Origin of the sequence: Pseudomonas sp. MIS38 (assembly GCF_019891575.1) — a bacterium.
Classification (GTDB): Bacteria; Pseudomonadota; Gammaproteobacteria; order Pseudomonadales; family Pseudomonadaceae; genus Aquipseudomonas; species Aquipseudomonas putida_A.
On the sequence record NZ_JAFLXF010000002.1, the window covers coordinates 245,229 to 260,026 of the forward strand.

Genomic DNA, 14,798 nt, shown 5'->3' on the forward strand with positions numbered 1-14,798 from the left:
AAGCGCCGACAAGCCTCTAGCGGAACTGGCCGGCCTTTGCGTTGACACTCCCGAGCCTCTCAACATAGACTTCCGTGCAAATGGGCTGGGGGATCCCGGTCGGCGCTAATGCCTCGGTGAGATCACCGGGGCTTTTCGCTTTCTGGGGGAGGGAAAACCTTCAACCCCCAGTTCTCGAAACCTTTCCCAACTTTATTCCGCCCACCGCTGCAATAGAACTTGCGCCTGAGCACATCAAACGCGCGATTTTCCTGACCCACCCTCAAAACACTCATGCCGATCGGCCTTGCAACAAGATCAGCCAGCTGCAATCCGGTGGAATTGACTTGTTTTGTGGCGAAGACGATGTCAAACGGCAGTTGAACCCCCAGTCGGTTAGACCCGCCACAAACCCTGCGAAACTCCAACTCAAGCTCGTTATCCTCCCGCTTGCCTCGCCGCTCGAAAATCACATGCGTTAACACTTTATGTTGATGCTTTTCCTGCAAAAACTCATGCAGCGTTTCCAGACAGAAACCGAGAGCCAAGTGGTAGGGGTTGTCAGCAGATGCCTGCTTTTCACGCAGCAAGACCTTGTCGATGACACAACTGATCAGGACGAAATTGATGGCCTCGATAATGCCGGTCAATTCGTCGAGAAAGGCATGCTTGTGCACTCTCGAAGTGAACAGGCTGGAGAAAGCTCCTTTTTCTTTTCGAATCTCCAGCTCATGCAGCACGATCAGATCGTGCCCCATATGGTTGAACTTGAATTTCTGGACAGCCGGAATGACCTTTTCGCAGTAATGCCTTTTTTGAAAGACGCAAAAAGCAAGCACGAATATCGGGTAATAGGGATCCAGCTTCTGCATCCCTTGATCACCGCTTTCATCAACATAGACGATGTAGTCGCTGTATCTCCCGGACGGATACAAGAGCGCTGCCGCTTCAACAATTGCTTGCGACTCGCTCTGGTTTTCAAACAGAGAAAATTGCAAAAAAAGTTACCCGCGATCTGTTCGCCAATAGATGCCGATATTGCCATCCACGACCTGTTGATAAATCGTATACGGCAACACCACCGTATCCAGCACCCCGGACAACGGCAGGTCCAGCAGCACAAATGGCAGCAGCACACCGGTAGGGTCAGGCGGGGCATTCAGTACGCAGAAATCGAACGCCAGACCGCTGTAGATCCGTGGAATCGATTGGCAGTAGGTTTTCTGTTTGCGCATGTCGCGGGCGACGTCGGCGTCCATTTGCAGGACCGAGGCGGCGGTGCCGCAGCCGGATAAAAGCCATGCGCAGGTGCTGAGTGTTACGGCGTTTTTGATGGTCAAGTCTTGCCCTCCGAAGTGGTCAGGGCAAGCTAGCATCGGGGTTGGAGCGGGCACAGTTCATGGCTTCTGGAGAAGCTGTAGGACAAATCAGTGGAGTTTGTCCGCTATTGCTCATCGGGAGTTTTTTGGGGCTTTAAAGCCCTATCGCGAGCAGGCTCACTCCTACAGGGGAATGCATTTCCATGTAGGGGTGAGCCTGCTGGGGAAGGCGGCTCAGGCCGCGCTGGAGATGTCCTTGGGCAACCGCTGATCGATCACCTGATACAGCGCGCTGCTCTCGGGCCAGTTGCGCATGAACCGTGCCCGATCCCGCGCATAGGCCGCTGCGAAACTTCCGACAGAACTGTGCTGACACATCGAATCCAGGTCGATCAACGCCCAGCGATCCTCCTGCCAGAACAGGTTATGGCCCTTGAAGTCGCCATGGCTGATGCGCTCGGCAATCAATCGTGCGAACAGTTGATCCAGCGCCAGCAATTCGGATTCCGGCGCCGCACCGTTTTCAACATAGGGCGCAAAGCGCTCGATGATGTCCGGCCCCGGCAGGAACTCGGTCACCAGATAAGCACGGCTGCGCAACCATAAAAAACGCTTTTCCAGCACCGCCAGCGGTTTCGGCGTGGCGATGCCGAGGAACGCCAGGCGATTGCCTTCACGCCACGAGTGCCACGCGCGGCTCGGGCGCCAGAAGCGCTTGAGCCAGTGCGCAAAGCCTTTGATGTTGTAGCGCTTGATCACCAGCGTACGCCCGGCCACTTCGACCTTGCCGACGCTCGCCGCGCCGCCGGTCTTGTACAGATGGCCCTGATCGAGCAATGCATCGGCCTGATCCAGCACCGGCAGCATCGCCGCTTCTTCCTCGCGACGGATCGCCCGCAGACCGAACGCACCGCGCTGCACACTGAACAACGTGCACTCGCGGCCCACCTTGATCAGGTAATCCTTCAGGCGCCAGGCGCGCACCTTGGCGATCTGCTTCTGCAAGGCTTCCAGCGGCAACGCGTGTTCGCTGTTGCTCAGCAGGTAATACACCAGCAATTCTTCGGTGAACGGCTCCAGCGACTTGGGCAACTGGGCGAAAAACACCCCGAGGTTTTCCAGCACTTTCTGCCGCGACAACGGCTGGCCAGCGGTCTCGGCGCAGATCCCGGCGCCATCGATCAGGTACAACTGACCGCCCTGGCGCAGCAGGTTGTCGAGGTGCAGATCTTCCTGCCACAGTCCTTTGCCATGCAGTTGGCCAATCGCGCCCAGCGCCTCGGCGAGTACCGCCGATTGCTCGTCCGCCAGCACCGGCAGTGATTCGACTTTCTGCCAGGCATCACCGAGGCTTTCAGCACCTTCGAGGAACTCGAACAGCAGCCAGCCGCCCTCGCCATCCTTCAGGCCATCAGCCAACAACAGCGGCGTGGTCAGACCTTGTTCGGCGAGCAACTTGACGCCCGCCAGTTCGCGCTGAAAATGCCGCGCAGCCTTGCTGCCCACCAGTAATTTGGCCAGCACCGGCCGCCCGCGCCAGACCCCGGCACCGACATAGCGCTGCCCGGGCAACACCCGCAGCAGATTCAGCAGTTGCAGATCCGCTGGGCCTGCCGCATCAGCGAGGCTGATCGTCAGCGGCAGACTCGGCGCACGTCCGGCGTTTTTCAGTTCGGACAAGCGCATCAACGGGTCTCCTTGCGACTGCGCCGTGCAGTCAGGCGCGTCACCCAGCTGTCGACCAGCGAACTGTCGACTGGCTGATCGAGATAGGCCGCGAGCAATTCGCGTAATTGCGCCTCGCTCCATTCCGGGGCGCGACGCAGCAGCGGCTCCAGATCCTTGACCCGGTCGCGCATGCCGAACAGCAGGGGCCGGGTCTTTTCCAGGTCGATCAGTTGCGCCCGATAGGCGTCGCCATCAGCCTGCAAAAAGATGTGTTTCGGATAAAAGCAGCCGTGCACCTGACGCACGCCGTGCAGCCGGCGCGCCAGCTGTCCACAGGCTTTGAGAATGGCCGATTGCTGCGCGGTGCTCAGCTCGGACCAGCGTTGCAGCAACGAGTCGAGATCATCCCAGCCGTCGAGGGCACGGGTCAGCAGGATCGCCCGGACATCGCCCTTGACCTTGCGCTCACCGAAGAACGCCGCTTGCAGCGCCGGGATCCCCAACTTGTTGTAGCGGCTGATGTTGCGAAACTCGCGGGCGAAACTCGGCTCGCCGAACGGCGCATGCAGGGTGCGGGTCAGGTAGTTGCTCTGGCGCTTGAGGTAGTAGGCCTGCCCTTCCAGCTCCAGGCGAAACACGCTGCTCCAGCCACCGCCATCGGTGTTCGGTTCGTCCACGGCTTCGAGCTGTTTGGCCCAGAGCGCGTCGAAAGTGCCGAGGCCATGACGCTCAAGCAGCGCCCGGTCTTCAGCGGCCAGGAAATCAGTCATTCGCGTCCCTCGAAAAATCTCACCACGTGGCGAATCCGTTTCTTGTCGGCGGCATTCAGCCGATCACGTCCGCGGTATTGCAGGTAGAACCGCAGGCGCTGGGTGTTCGACAGGTGATACTTGGCCACCTTGTCGAGACAGGCCAGATCCTTGGTGATCCGGTATTTGAGCCAGAAGCCGCGCCAGAAATCGCCGTTCGGGCAGTCGATCAGAAACAGCTGCGCCTGATCGTCGATCAGCAGATTGCGCCACTTCAGATCGTTATGGGTAAAGCGGTGGTCGTGCATGGTTCGGGTGTAGCCGGCCAACTGCCGGCTGATGCCATCGACCCACAGGCGATCCTTGAGTTTCGGATCGTTGCGTTCGGCCAGCGCCGACAGGTCTTCGGTGCGCGGCAGCTCGCGGGTGATCATCGCCCCACGGGCATAGGCCGCGCCACGTCGCTCCAGACCCCAGGCCACCACTTCGGCGGTGGGAATGCCCCATTTGGCGAAGCGTTTGAGGTTCTGCCACTCCATCTTCACCCGTGGCTTACCCAGGTAACGGCGCAAGCCTTTACCGGCGCCGACGTAGCGTTTGACGTAGTAATTCACGCCGTTGCGCTGCACGCGAATGACTTCGGACAGCGGATCACGGGTCAGACGTTCGCCCTGCAGGGCAAACACCGCTTCGAGGCTGCCGAAATCTTCGGCCAGTTCGCTGTATTGCGGTTCAAGCGTCCAACCCGCCATCAGAGCGCATCCCCGTAACGCTGTTTGCGCGCATAGAGCTTGTTGGCCTTGCCCTCGAGCCAGCTCAGCAACGGCGCTTCTTCGGCGAGGATCTGCCGTAGCGGCTGCTGGAAGTAGCCTTTGAGGAAACGCAGCTTGTCGCGTCGGGTCAGGCCGATGTCCAGTGCCGAGAAATACAGCGCGGCCAGATCCTTGTTGCGCCAGCGTTGAGTGATCCGAGGACGGGTCTGGGCGCGGTGCAGGTCGATCACCGAGAGTTTGAAATCGTCCGGGGTGATCGGCTTGTCGGTGTGCAGCAGAAAGTGGCAGATGTAGCAGTCGCGGTGGTTGACCCCGGCGCGGTGCATCATGCCGGTCATGCGCGCCACTTCAGCGATCAGCGCGCGCTTGAGTTTCGGCTGCGGCGGGTTCTTGACCCAATCGATGCTGAAGTCTTCGAGGCTGATGGTCGGCGCCAGCTCTTCGGTGACGATGAACGAATGCTGATCCGCCGGGTTGCTGCCCTTCTCGCCGTAAGCCACGGCGGTCATGGTCGGCACGCCGACCTCCTGCAGACGCTGGATTGCCTTCCACTCCTGACCTGCGCCAAGCACCGGCAGCTTGGCGGTCAGCAGGTTTTTGAAAATCTCGCCCCAGCCGATGCCCCGGTGAATCTTGACGAAAAATCCGTTGCCGTCGACTTCCGTGCGCAGAGTCCGTCGAGCTTCCAGCTCGCGGTAGACCTCGCCCTGCAAGCCTTCGACTTCGGCGAACGGGTCGCGCCCGGCCCAAAGGCTCTTGAACGGTTCAGCCAGCATCAACTTCATTTAAGCGTGCTCCGCCAGAATCACATCGGCCGCGTGCTGCGGCATGCTGTAGAGGTCGGCCGTCTCGGCAAAGGCCAGACCATTGCGGCTCCAGGCCGCGCGTGCAGCGTCGTCATTCAACATGTCAGTCAGGTACTGCGTCAGTTGCGCCTGATCGAACGGCTCGTCCAGCACTCGCCCGGCGTCCGCCTCGGCGATGTAATGGGCGTAACCGCAGACCGCGCTGACCAGCACCGGCAACCCGGCGACCAGCGCTTCGAGCAATACGGTGCCGGTGTTTTCGTTGTACGCCGGGTGGATCAACAGGTCGGCGCCAAGCAGGAAGCGCGGGATATCGCTGCGACCCTTGAGGAAGGTCACGTTGTCGCCCAGGCCCAAAGTCGTACTCTGCATCTGGAACAATTTGGGGTCATCCTGGCCGATTACAAACAGCCGGGTGCGTTTCTTCAGCTCGGCGGGCAATGCGGCCAGTGCCTTGAGGCTGCGATCGACGCCCTTGGTCTTGAACCCGGAACCGATCTGCACCAGCAGCAGTTCATCGTCCTTGAGGCTGAATTCGGCGCGGAAACCGGCGCGAATCTCGTCGGCATCCGCCGGCCGGCGACGGTCCTGGGCGATACCCGGCGGCAGCAGGTGGAAGCGCTCCAGCGGCGTGTCGTAGTGCTTGATGAACAGCGGCTGCTGCACTTCGGAAATCATCAGCACTTCGGTTTTCGCGTCTTTGGCGAACACCGCGCGCTCGTACTCGGCGAAGTGGCGGTAGCGGCCCCAGCGGCGGTACAACGAATGGCGCAGGTTCTGCGCCTTGTCTTCGAAGCAGCCGTCGGCGGCGTAGTAGACGTCCAGCCCCGGCATCTTGTTGAAGCCGATCAAGCGGTCCACCGGACGCTTGGCCAGATCCGCTTCCATCCACGCCGTGAGTTTCTCGTTGCGCCGATGATTGAAGAACGCCTTGACCGGCGCCACCAGCACTTCGAAACCGGGCGGCACGTCGCCTTCCCAGATCAGCGTATAGACACGGATCTGATGGCCGCGCTTCTGGCATTCGAGGGCGATGCGCATGAAGTCGCGCTGCAAGCCACCGAACGGGAAATATTTGTACAGAACAAAAGCCAATTGCATCAGCGCAGCTCCTCAGCCATTAACAACGTGCTCAGTCGGCTGGCGACACGCTCGGGATTCAGACGCGTGAAGCACAGGGGCTGCTCGCGTTTCAGGTCAAACTGACGGGCATCCTGCGCGGTCGGTTGGTAAGTGCATTTCTTTTGCAGGCAAGGGGCGCAGGGGAAATCACTGGCCATGTGAATCTGCACCTTGCCGTAGGCGCCGGTCAGGCCCGGGTTGGTCGGGCCGAACAGGGAAATCGTCGGCACATCCAGCGCGGCGGCGAGGTGACCGAGACCGGTGTCCACCGCGACGCAAGCCTGGGCGCCGGCCAGCACTTTGCCGACCCCGGCCAGATTCAGCTTCGGCAACACTTCGGCGTGTTTGAAACCGGCGGCAATCCGTTCGGCACGGGCCTTCTCCAGCGGGTTGCCCCACGGCAGTTTGACCCCGACGCCCAGATAGCCGACCCGCTCGGTCAGCTCGCGCCAGTAGGCTTCCGGCCAGTGTTTGGTGTCCCACGTGGTGCCGTGCAGGAACACCACGAACGCGCTCTTGCGCGGCAATTCCACCAGACGCTCGACGTTGAGGCCGTAGTCGCCCAACCCTTTGGGCAGGTCATAACCAAGGGCGATGGCGAACAGCTGACGCACCCGTTCGACCGCATGCTGCCCACGGGCCACCGCCAGTTTGCGGTCATAGAAACGTGCAGCGATCGGCTCGCGCGCCGAGCCTTTGTCGAGGCCGGCCACCGGGGCCTTGACGTAGCGCGTCAGCCAGGCGCTTTTCAGCAGGCCCTGAGCGTCGATCACCAGATCGTATTGGCTGGCACGCACGCTTTGCTTGAAGCGCTTCCACTCGCCACTCTTGATGGTCTGCCAGAGGTTCTTGCGCCAGCGACGGATCGCCACGGGAATCACCTTGCCGACGGCCGGGTGCCAGGTCGGGATCTCGGCGAAGCCTTCTTCCACCACCCAGTCGAACTTGATCCCGGGGATGGCCCGGGCCGCGTCGGTCAGCGCCGGCAACGCGTGAATCACGTCGCCCAGCGATGAAGTCTTGATCAGCAATACCCGCAACTTAATGAACCTCGACCACGGAGCCCTGCAGTTTCTGCAAGGCATCGTTGACCGCGTCCGGCATCAGCTGGCGCAGGCAGTTGTAATGGCCGAACCGGCAGGTACGGTCGAAGCACGGGCTGCAATCGAGGCCCAGACGCACGACTTCGACGTGTTCGGCCAACGGCGGCGTGAAGCCCGGCGAGGTCGAGCCATACACCGCCACCAACGGGCGATTCAGCGCAGCGGCGACGTGCATCAGACCAGAGTCGTTGGACACCACCGAATCGGCGCACGACAGCAGGTCGATGGCTTCGGCCAGCGAGGTGCCGCCGCTGAGGTTGACCGATTCTTCACGCAGGCCGGGAATCAGCCGTGCGCGAATGTCTTCGCCTACCGCGTGGTCGTTTTTCGAGCCGAACAGCCACACCTGCCAGCCTTCGCGAATCCGCGCTTCGGCGACCTTGGCGTAGTGCTCGGACGGCCAGCGCTTGGATTCGCCGAACTCGGCGCCGGGACACAGGGCCAACACCGGACGGTCCAGAGTCAGGCCGAACTTGGCCAGCGCCGCTTCGCGGGTCACCGGATCGATTTGCAGGCTCGGACGCGGATAAGGCGTTGGCAGCTCGGCGTTCGGCTCGTAAGCCAGCGCCATGAAGCGCTCGATCATCAGCGGATAACGTTCTTTATCCAGCGTGCGCACGTCATTGAGCAGGCCGTAGCGGAATTCGCCACGCCAGCCGGTACGCTGCTTGATGCCGGCGAAAAACGGCACCAGCGCCGATTTCAGCGAGTTCGGCAGCAGGATCGCCTGATCGTACTGGCCGGCCAGGGACTTGCCGATCCGCCGACGCGTCGCCAGTTCCAGCGCGCCATGGCCGAGCGGAAAGCTCAAGGCCTTGCGCACTTCAGGCATGCGCTCAAGGATCGGCCGGCTCCACTCGGGGGCCAGCACGTCGATTTCGCATTGCGGGTGGCGCTGCTTGAGACACTGAAACAGTGTCTGCGCCATCACCATGTCACCGACCCAACTGGGCCCAACGATCAGAATATTCATGTGGTTTCCATAAACGAACCGGGGAGGCATTTACGCCTCCCCGCCTCGAGAATTCTACAAACACTGTAGATCTGCTGTGGAAGCGCGCTTGCTCGCGAAAGGGTCTTCACATCCAACATTATTGTCGTCTGATACTCCGCTATCGCGAGCAGGCTCGCTCCCACAGGGTTTTGCATCCGGCCCTTAATCTGCAATCAACGCAAATCCAATGTGGGAGCGGGCTTGCTCGCGAAGGGGCCGTCACATCCTGCATCGAAGGTGACTGACACTGCGCATTCGCGAGCAAGCTCGCTCCCACAAGGTAATCGGTGCTTCAAATATCCGGTTTCAGCTTAGCCCCAACTCTTTCCAGATCCGCAATACCTGCCGGCGCTCCTCGACAAACTGGTCGCCTGCAATCACCCCGGCGTCCTTCTGCAAGGCCTGTCGGTGGGCGGCGGAGCGGTAGGCTTTATAGGCCTCGCGCAGCAGGCTGGCATCTTCGGCAGGCATCAGCCCTTCGTGTTCCAGCTCTTCCAGAATGCGGATGTTATCGGTCCAGCGCAGCAATGGCGGGTGGCTTTGCGACCACGCCAGGGCCGCGTATTGCACCATAAATTCAATATCGACGATACCTCCGGCGTCCTGCTTGAGGTCGAACGGCGCCGTGGCCTCGAAGGCATTTGCCGCGGTACCGGCCGCCGTGCTCTTGCTGCCGAGGTTATCGCGCATCTTGGCGCGCATCTCGCTGACTTCCTGTTGCAGCTTCGCCAGATCCCGCGCCTTGCCCAAAACCTGCGCGCGGACTTTCTCGAAGGCCTGGCCGACATCCTGACTGCCGACCAGCACCCGCGCCCGCACCAGGGCCTGATGCTCCCAGGTCCAGGCTTCATTTTCCTGATAGCGCTCAAACGCCCCGAGCGAGCTGACCAACAGCCCCGACGCGCCGGACGGGCGCAAACGCATGTCCACTTCATACAGCTGGCCGGAGTTGGTCTGCGCCGTCAGCAAGTGAATGATCCGCTGCCCCAGCCGGGTGAAGAACTGCGCGCCATCGATGGGCTTCGGCCCGTCGGTTTCCGCCTGCGGATCGCCGTCATGGATGAACACCAAGTCCAGGTCCGAACCATGCCCCAGTTCCAGCCCGCCGACTTTGCCATAACCGACAATAATGAAGCCGGGATCGCACAAACTGCCGTCAGTGCGCAGCGGCGTGCCGTATTTGGCCACCGTCTGACGCCAGGCCAGCGCCAGCACTTGCTCGAGAATCGCTTCGGCGAGCCAGGTCAGGTAATCACTGACTTTCATCAGCGGCAGGCTGCCGGCGATTTCCGAGGCAGCGACGCGCAAACGGTGAGCCAGTTTGAAGTGGCGCAGCGCTTCCATCTGCTGTTCGAGGTCGTCTTCGGGGATCCGCGTCAGGCGCTCGCGCAATTCGGCGGCCAGTTCCGGCGCCAGTGGCGGCTTGAACAGCCGGCCTTCGTTGAGCAATTCATCGAGCAGCAGCGGGAAACGGGTGATCTGCTCGGCGATCCACGGACTGGCCGCACACAGCGTCAGCAAGCGCCGCAGGGCGCCGGGGTTTTCCGTCAGCAACACTAAATAAGCCGAACGTCGCGCCACGGCTTCGACCAGTGGCAGCACCCGCTCCAGCACCAGATCCGGGTTGTCATGCTCCACCGCCTGGGCCAGCAGACGCGGGATAAACGCATCAAGACGCTCGCGACCCAGCCGCTGCATCGCGCGCAATTGCGGACTGCCACGCAGGCTCGCCAGCGCTTTCAGGGCCTTGGTCGCATCGGCGAAGCCGCCCTCTTCGAGCTGCCGGCAAGCGGCCTCTTCATCCTGCGCCTCTTCCCACAGCGGCAACCACTCACCGCCGACCACCACTTCGCAGTCGGCGCCCTCTTCTTCATCGGGATCGGCGATCACCTGCGCGAAGTGCCAGGCCACGCGACCGCGCCAGAACATCAGTTTTTCGTGGAAAGCTGCCCAATCGGCAAAACCGAGCATGAACGCGATACGCGCCTGATCCTGAGCGCCGTCCGGCAACATCTGGGTCTGGCGGTCGGCAATCGCCTGGATCGCGTGCTCGGTGTAGCGCAGGAATTCATAGCCTTCGCGCAGCTCGCTGATCACCGCCGGTGGCAGGTAGCCCTGCCCTTCCAGCGTGCTCAGCACCTTTAATAGAGGACGCTGTTGCAGGCTGAGGTCGCGCCCGCCGTGGATCAACTGGAAGGCCTGGGCGATGAACTCGACCTCGCGGATCCCGCCAGAGCCGAGCTTGATGTTGTCGGCCATGCCCTTGCGCCGCACTTCCTGCTGGATCAGCTGCTTCATGGTGCGCAGCGCTTCGATCGCCGAGAAATCCAGATAACGCCGGTAGACGAACGGCCGCAGCATATCGAGCAACTGCGCGCCAGCCGCTTGATCGCCAGCCACCACCCGCGCCTTGATCATCGCGTAGCGTTCCCAGTCGCGGCCCTGATCCTGGTAATACTGTTCCAGCGCATTGAAGCTCAGCACCAGCGCGCCGGATGAACCGTACGGACGCAGGCGCATGTCGACGCGGAACACGAAGCCGTCGACGGTCATCGGATCGAGGGCCTTGATCAGGCGCTGACCGAGACGAATGAAGAATTCCTGATTATCCAGCGCGCGTTTCACGCCGACGGTTTCGCCGCCCTCGGGGTAGGCGAAGATCAGGTCGATGTCCGACGACAGGTTCAGCTCGACCGCGCCGAGCTTGCCCATGCCGAGGATGACCATCTGCTGCGGCAAGCCGCTGCGCCGGCCGGTCGGCGTACCGAACTGCTGGCAATGGCGGCTGTACAGCCATTGGTAGGCTTGGTCGATGGTGGCGTCGGCCATGTCCGACAGGTCGCGACAGGTCTGTACCAGATCAGCCTGGCGGTTCAGGTCACGCCAGATGATCCGCACTTGATGGCGGGCACGCTGGCGACGCAGGACGCGACCGAGTTCGTCTTCGCTTTGCGCGGCAGCCACCGCTGCGGCAATCTGCGCGCAGAGTTCACCCGGCGCGAACGGCCGGTCGAGTTCACCGGACTGCACCAGTGACAACAACATCAAAGGGTCACGAACGCTCTGTTCAATGACGAAATCGCTGGCGGCACTGACGCGGGCGAATTGCGCCCAGCGTTCCGGCGTCCAGTTGGAGAAGCCATGATCGTCTTCCAGCGCGGCGACGGCCGTACGGAACGACTGCTCGGATCGAGTGACCAACGGCAGGAGAATGGCGGGGAGTTCAGCGAGCACGGGCAGGGTCATGGTCTATCCTTGATCGGCGTGTAAATGGCCGCTTGTAGTGTTTGATGAAAACCCGCTACGCGAAGGACTGTCGAACAAAAGTTAGAAATAGCTGAAATTTCTTCTTCTTTGGCATCCAGCATCAAACTTTCACCTTTTTCGGATGGTAATCGACCAACCTTAACGATTATTCTCACAACGCAGTCGGAGGCCACAAGCCTTTCCTCTGTAGTTTTACTACTCGTCTATACAGGCGAAAGGCTGAAATGCTCAAAGATTTGTAGTAAAACTACACGCCGCCGGAACAACCTGTCGGCAATCCAAGAATTTTAAATCGTCTGCCCACAAGGCCAGTCGCAAACTCAGGCAACCGATTCTGGAAGCCTTTCCGCCCTGGAGCAAGCCATGCAAGACCTCGATCCCGTCGAAACCCAGGAATGGCTGGACGCCCTGGAATCGGTTCTCGACAAAGAAGGCGAAGACCGTGCTCACTATCTGATGACCCGTATGGGTGAACTGGCGACCCGCAGCGGTTCGCAGCTCCCTTACGCCATCACCACGCCTTACCGCAACACCATCCCGGTAACCCACGAAGCACGCATGCCTGGCGACCTGTTCATGGAACGCCGCATTCGCTCGCTGGTGCGCTGGAACGCGATGGCCATGGTAATGCGTACGAACCTGAAAGATTCTGACCTGGGTGGTCACATCTCCAGCTTCGCTTCCAGCGCGACCCTGTATGACATCGGCTTCAACTACTTCTTCCAGGCCCCGACCGACGAACACGGCGGCGACCTGATCTACTTCCAGGGCCACACCTCGCCAGGCGTTTACGCCCGTGCATTCATGGAAGGCCGCATCACCGAAGACCAGATGAACAACTTCCGCCAGGAAGTCGACGGTCAGGGCCTGTCGTCCTACCCGCACCCTTGGCTGATGCCTGACTTCTGGCAGTTCCCGACCGTATCCATGGGTCTGGGTCCGATCCAGGCGATCTACCAGGCACGCTTCATGAAGTACCTGGAACACCGCGGTTTCATTCAGCCGGGCAAACAGAAAGTCTGGTGCTTCCTGGGCGACGGCGAGTGCGACGAGCCGGAATCCCTCGGTGCGATCTCCCTGGCCGGCCGCGAGAAGCTGGACAACCTGATCTTCGTCATCAACTGCAACCTGCAGCGCCTCGACGGCCCGGTTCGCGGCAACGGCAAGATCATCCAGGAACTCGAAGGCGTGTTCCGCGGTGCACAGTGGAACGTGACCAAAGTCATCTGGGGCCGTTTCTGGGACCCACTGCTGGCCAAAGACGTCGACGGCATCCTGCAACGTCGCATGGACGAAGTCATCGACGGCGAGTACCAGAACTACAAAGCCAAAGACGGCGCGTTCGTTCGCGAGCACTTCTTCAACACGCCTGAACTCAAGGCGATGGTTGCCGACCTGTCCGACGACGAGATCTGGAAACTCAACCGTGGCGGCCACGACCCGTACAAGGTCTATGCGGCGTACCACGAAGCGGTCAACCACAAAGAACAACCAACCGTCATCCTCGCCAAGACCATCAAGGGTTATGGCACCGGTGCCGGCGAAGCGAAAAACACTGCGCACAACACCAAGAAAGTCGACGTCGACAGCCTGAAGTTGTTCCGCGACCGCTTCGACATCCCGGTCAAGGACGAAGAGCTGGAGAACCTGCCGTTCTTCAAGCCAGAGCCAAACAGCGCCGAAGCCCGCTACCTGAGCGAGCGCCGTGCCGCACTGGGCGGTTTCGTACCGCAGCGCCGCGCGCAGAGCTTCAGCGTACCGACCCCGGACCTGGACACCCTGAAAGCCATCCTCGATGGTTCGGGCGACCGTGAAATTTCCACCACCATGGCCTTCGTGCGGATCCTCGCGCAACTGGTCAAGGACAAGGAAATCGGCCCGCGCATCGTGCCGATCATCCCGGACGAAGCCCGTACCTTCGGTATGGAAGGCATGTTCCGTCAGCTGGGCATCTACTCCTCCGTCGGCCAGCTCTACGAGCCAGTCGATAAAGACCAGGTGATGTTCTACAAGGAAGACCAGAAAGGTCAGATCCTTGAAGAAGGCATCAACGAAGCAGGCGCCATGAGTTCCTTCATCGCTGCCGGTACTTCGTACTCCAGCCACAACCAGCCGATGCTGCCGTTCTACATCTTCTACTCGATGTTCGGCTTCCAGCGTATCGGTGACCTGGCCTGGGCCGCTGGCGACAGCCGTACCCGTGGCTTCCTGATCGGCGGCACCGCCGGCCGTACCACCCTGAACGGTGAAGGTCTGCAGCACGAAGACGGTCACAGCCACCTGCTGGCCGCGACCATCCCGAACTGCCGCACCTACGATCCGACCTACGGCTACGAGCTGGCGGTGATCATTCAGGACGGCATGAAGAAGATGACCGAAGAGCAACAGGACATCTTCTACTACATCACCGTGATGAACGAGTCGTACCAGCAGCCAGCCATGCCGGCCGGTGCCGAAGAAGGCATCAAGAAAGGCATGTACCTGCTCGAAGAAGACACCCGCGATGCGGCGCATCACGTACAACTGATGGGCTCCGGCACCATCCTGCGTGAAGTGCGTGAAGCGGCGAAGATCCTGCGTGAAGAGTTCAACATCGGCGCCGACGTATGGAGCGTCACCAGCTTCAACGAACTGCGTCGCGACGGCCTGGCCGTAGAGCGCAGCAACCGTCTGAAGCCTGGCCAGAAGCCTAAGCAGAGCTACGTTGAAGAGTGCCTGAGCGGCCGTAAAGGTCCGGTCATCGCTTCTACCGACTACATGAAGCTGTTCGCCGAGCAGATCCGTCAGTGGGTACCGTCCAAGGAATTCAAAGTCCTGGGCACCGACGGTTTCGGCCGCAGCGACAGCCGCAAGAAACTGCGTCATTTCTTCGAAGTCGACCGTCATTTCGTGGTGTTGGCAGCCCTGGAAGCACTGGCTGACCGTGGTGATATCGAACCTAAAGTGGTGGCCGAGGCCATCGTCAAGTTCGGCATCGACCCGGAAAAACGCAACCCACTGGACTGCTGAGGAGACATT

The 14,798-nt window shown here is 60.9% G+C and carries 12 protein-coding genes; 1 reads left to right on the forward strand and 11 read right to left on the reverse strand.

Translation table 11 applies throughout. The features are described from left to right. Positions 1-122 precede the first annotated feature (122 nt). The 11 genes from J1G18_RS04670 to J1G18_RS27955 form a co-directional block, all read right to left on the reverse strand. Positions 123-977, reverse strand: a complete 855-nt coding sequence (locus tag J1G18_RS04670) for a DUF3800 domain-containing protein (RefSeq protein WP_135294815.1) — start codon at positions 975-977, stop codon at positions 123-125. Positions 978-983: 6 nt separating this feature from the next. Beyond that, entirely contained in the window at positions 984-1,319 is a 336-nt protein-coding gene (locus J1G18_RS04675; protein WP_115985367.1) for a YceK/YidQ family lipoprotein, read from the reverse strand. 213 nt (positions 1,320-1,532) lie between these two features. Next, positions 1,533-2,984 (reverse strand): lipopolysaccharide kinase InaA family protein, encoded by a 1,452-nt coding sequence (locus J1G18_RS04680; protein WP_223007159.1) that lies wholly within the window; start codon positions 2,982-2,984, stop codon positions 1,533-1,535. Next, entirely contained in the window at positions 2,984-3,736 is a 753-nt protein-coding gene (locus J1G18_RS04685) for a lipopolysaccharide kinase InaA family protein (protein WP_098966891.1), read from the reverse strand. Before J1G18_RS04685 ends, J1G18_RS04680 begins: the two co-directional genes overlap by 1 nt. Beyond that, positions 3,733-4,467, reverse strand: coding sequence for a lipopolysaccharide kinase InaA family protein (locus J1G18_RS04690; protein ID WP_097087069.1), 735 nt, complete (start codon positions 4,465-4,467; stop codon positions 3,733-3,735). Before J1G18_RS04690 ends, J1G18_RS04685 begins: the two co-directional genes overlap by 4 nt. Beyond that, complete coding sequence (rfaP, locus tag J1G18_RS04695; protein ID WP_098966890.1) at positions 4,467-5,273, reverse strand: lipopolysaccharide core heptose(I) kinase RfaP; 807 nt, start codon at positions 5,271-5,273, stop codon at positions 4,467-4,469. Before rfaP ends, J1G18_RS04690 begins: the two co-directional genes overlap by 1 nt. Next, complete coding sequence (locus tag J1G18_RS04700) at positions 5,274-6,395, reverse strand: glycosyltransferase family 4 protein (RefSeq protein ID WP_139053526.1); 1,122 nt, start codon at positions 6,393-6,395, stop codon at positions 5,274-5,276. After that, complete coding sequence (gene waaC / locus J1G18_RS04705; RefSeq protein WP_115988354.1) at positions 6,395-7,456, reverse strand: lipopolysaccharide heptosyltransferase I; 1,062 nt, start codon at positions 7,454-7,456, stop codon at positions 6,395-6,397. The genes J1G18_RS04700 and waaC overlap by 1 nt, the downstream gene beginning before the upstream one ends. A 1-nt stretch (position 7,457) precedes the next feature. Continuing rightward, positions 7,458-8,492, reverse strand: a complete 1,035-nt coding sequence (gene waaF / locus J1G18_RS04710) for a lipopolysaccharide heptosyltransferase II (protein WP_223007160.1) — start codon at positions 8,490-8,492, stop codon at positions 7,458-7,460. A 327-nt stretch (positions 8,493-8,819) separates the two neighbouring features. Continuing rightward, positions 8,820-11,759, reverse strand: a complete 2,940-nt coding sequence (gene glnE / locus J1G18_RS04715) for a bifunctional [glutamate--ammonia ligase]-adenylyl-L-tyrosine phosphorylase/[glutamate--ammonia-ligase] adenylyltransferase (protein ID WP_210556740.1) — start codon at positions 11,757-11,759, stop codon at positions 8,820-8,822. Further along, positions 11,756-11,881: a hypothetical protein gene (locus J1G18_RS27955; protein ID WP_256198919.1), complete on the reverse strand. Its 126-nt coding sequence runs from the start codon at positions 11,879-11,881 to the stop codon at positions 11,756-11,758. The genes glnE and J1G18_RS27955 overlap by 4 nt, the downstream gene beginning before the upstream one ends. Positions 11,882-12,143: 262 nt before the next feature. Between J1G18_RS27955 and aceE the strand changes: the two genes are divergently transcribed. Then, the gene (gene aceE, locus J1G18_RS04720) at positions 12,144-14,789 is read left to right on the forward strand and encodes a pyruvate dehydrogenase (acetyl-transferring), homodimeric type (protein WP_003220999.1); all 2,646 of its coding nucleotides are present in this window, start codon (positions 12,144-12,146) and stop codon (positions 14,787-14,789) included. The last annotated feature ends 9 nt before the right edge of the window (positions 14,790-14,798 follow it).

Excerpts from the sequence above, each read along its gene's own strand:
- J1G18_RS04680 (WP_223007159.1), bottom strand. The coding sequence starts at position 2,984 with ATGCGCTTGTCCGAACTGAAAAACGCCGGACGTGCGCCGAGTCTGCCG.
- J1G18_RS04685 (WP_098966891.1), bottom strand. The coding sequence starts at position 3,736 with ATGACTGATTTCCTGGCCGCTGAAGACCGGGCGCTGCTTGAGCGTCAT.
- J1G18_RS04690 (WP_097087069.1), bottom strand. The coding sequence starts at position 4,467 with ATGGCGGGTTGGACGCTTGAACCGCAATACAGCGAACTGGCCGAAGAT.
- rfaP (WP_098966890.1), bottom strand. The coding sequence starts at position 5,273 with ATGAAGTTGATGCTGGCTGAACCGTTCAAGAGCCTTTGGGCCGGGCGC.
- J1G18_RS04700 (WP_139053526.1), bottom strand. The coding sequence starts at position 6,395 with ATGCAATTGGCTTTTGTTCTGTACAAATATTTCCCGTTCGGTGGCTTG.
- waaF (WP_223007160.1), bottom strand. The coding sequence starts at position 8,492 with ATGAATATTCTGATCGTTGGGCCCAGTTGGGTCGGTGACATGGTGATG.
- glnE (WP_210556740.1), bottom strand. The coding sequence starts at position 11,759 with ATGACCCTGCCCGTGCTCGCTGAACTCCCCGCCATTCTCCTGCCGTTG.
- J1G18_RS27955 (WP_256198919.1), bottom strand. The coding sequence starts at position 11,881 with ATGCTGGATGCCAAAGAAGAAGAAATTTCAGCTATTTCTAACTTTTGT.
- aceE (WP_003220999.1), top strand. The coding sequence starts at position 12,144 with ATGCAAGACCTCGATCCCGTCGAAACCCAGGAATGGCTGGACGCCCTG.